This is a genomic window from Streptomyces sp. NPDC016469 (assembly GCF_040632905.1).
Taxonomy (GTDB): Bacteria; Actinomycetota; Actinomycetes; order Streptomycetales; family Streptomycetaceae; genus Streptomyces.
Genome location: NZ_JBEYCQ010000122.1, coordinates 1 through 1,229, shown reverse-complemented (window position 1 = coordinate 1,229; position 1,229 = coordinate 1). Strand labels below are relative to the sequence as shown.

At 72.2% G+C, this 1,229-nt stretch carries 1 protein-coding gene; it reads left to right on the top strand.

Translation table 11 applies throughout. From position 1 onward, the window contains the following. On the top strand, nucleotides 1-1,229 hold a 1,229-nt coding region (locus ABZ565_RS35695; RefSeq protein WP_361036474.1), incomplete at both ends, for a condensation domain-containing protein.

Below are 1,229 nucleotides of genomic sequence, written 5' to 3'. Positions count from 1 at the left end.
ATCCCCAACCCCTACGGCGAACCCGGCACCCGCCTCTACCGCACCGGCGACCTCGCCCACTTCGACCACGACGGACGCCTGCACTACCACGGCCGGGCCGACAGCCAGGTGAAGGTGCGCGGCTTCCGCGTCGAACCCGCCGAGATCGAGGCCGCGCTGCTCAGCCACCCCCGCATCACCCAGGCCACCGTCACCACCCACCGCGACCAGCTCGCCGCCTACGTCGTCACCGACACCGAGGCGACCACGGAAGACATCCGCCGACACCTCACCGACCGGCTGCCCGAGCACATGGTGCCCACCTACTTCACCGTCCTCGACCGGCTCCCCCTCACCCCCAACGGCAAGATCGACCGGCGCGCCCTCCCCGAACCGGCCCCCGTCGTCTCGCAGGGCCGCGCCCCGGGGAGCCAGCTCGAAGAGGTCACGGTCGCGCTGTTCAGCAAGGTGCTGGGCACACCGGGGCCCGTGGGTGTCGGGGACAGCTTCTTCGCCCATGGCGGGCACTCGCTGCTGGCGGCCCGTCTCACCAACCACCTCGCCGATGTGCTGGGCGTCCGGCTGACCATCCGGGACGTGTTCCAGCACCCGACGCCTGCACGACTCGCCCAGCACATCGCCACCCTCGGCGGCCGGCCCGCGCTCCCGCCGCTCACCGCCGGGGCCTGGTCCGGTGACGGAGACGCGCCCGTGTCCTTCGCCCAGCGTCGGCTGTGGCTGATGGCAGAGCTGGACGGCGGCAGCGCCGCGTACAACGTGCCGATGGCGGTCCGGCTGACCGGCCCGCTGGACGCCGGGGTGCTCGACGCGGCGCTGCACGACGTGGTCGTACGCCACACCCCGCTGCGGACCGTGTTCGCGACGGTGGACGGCGAACCGCGTCAGCATGTCGTGCCGGCCGCACACGCCCAGGTGCCCGTCGAACGCCGCGAGGTGAGCTCCGGCGAGCTGGACTGCGTCATGGGCGAGGCGGCGCGCCATGTCTTCGATCTCCGAACCGAACTCCCCGTTCGGGTCACCCTGTTCGAGGTCGACGGCGATTCCTGGGTGTTCCTGCTCCTGGTCCACCACATCGCGACGGACGGCCGGTCCACCGGTGTGCTGTTCGATGACCTGTCCCGGGCCTACGAGGCACGGAGCGCGGGTGCGACCGCGAGTGTGCTGGAACCGCTGCCGGTGGACTACGCGGACTACGCGGTGTGGCAGCAGCGGGTGCTGGGCGCGGCCGA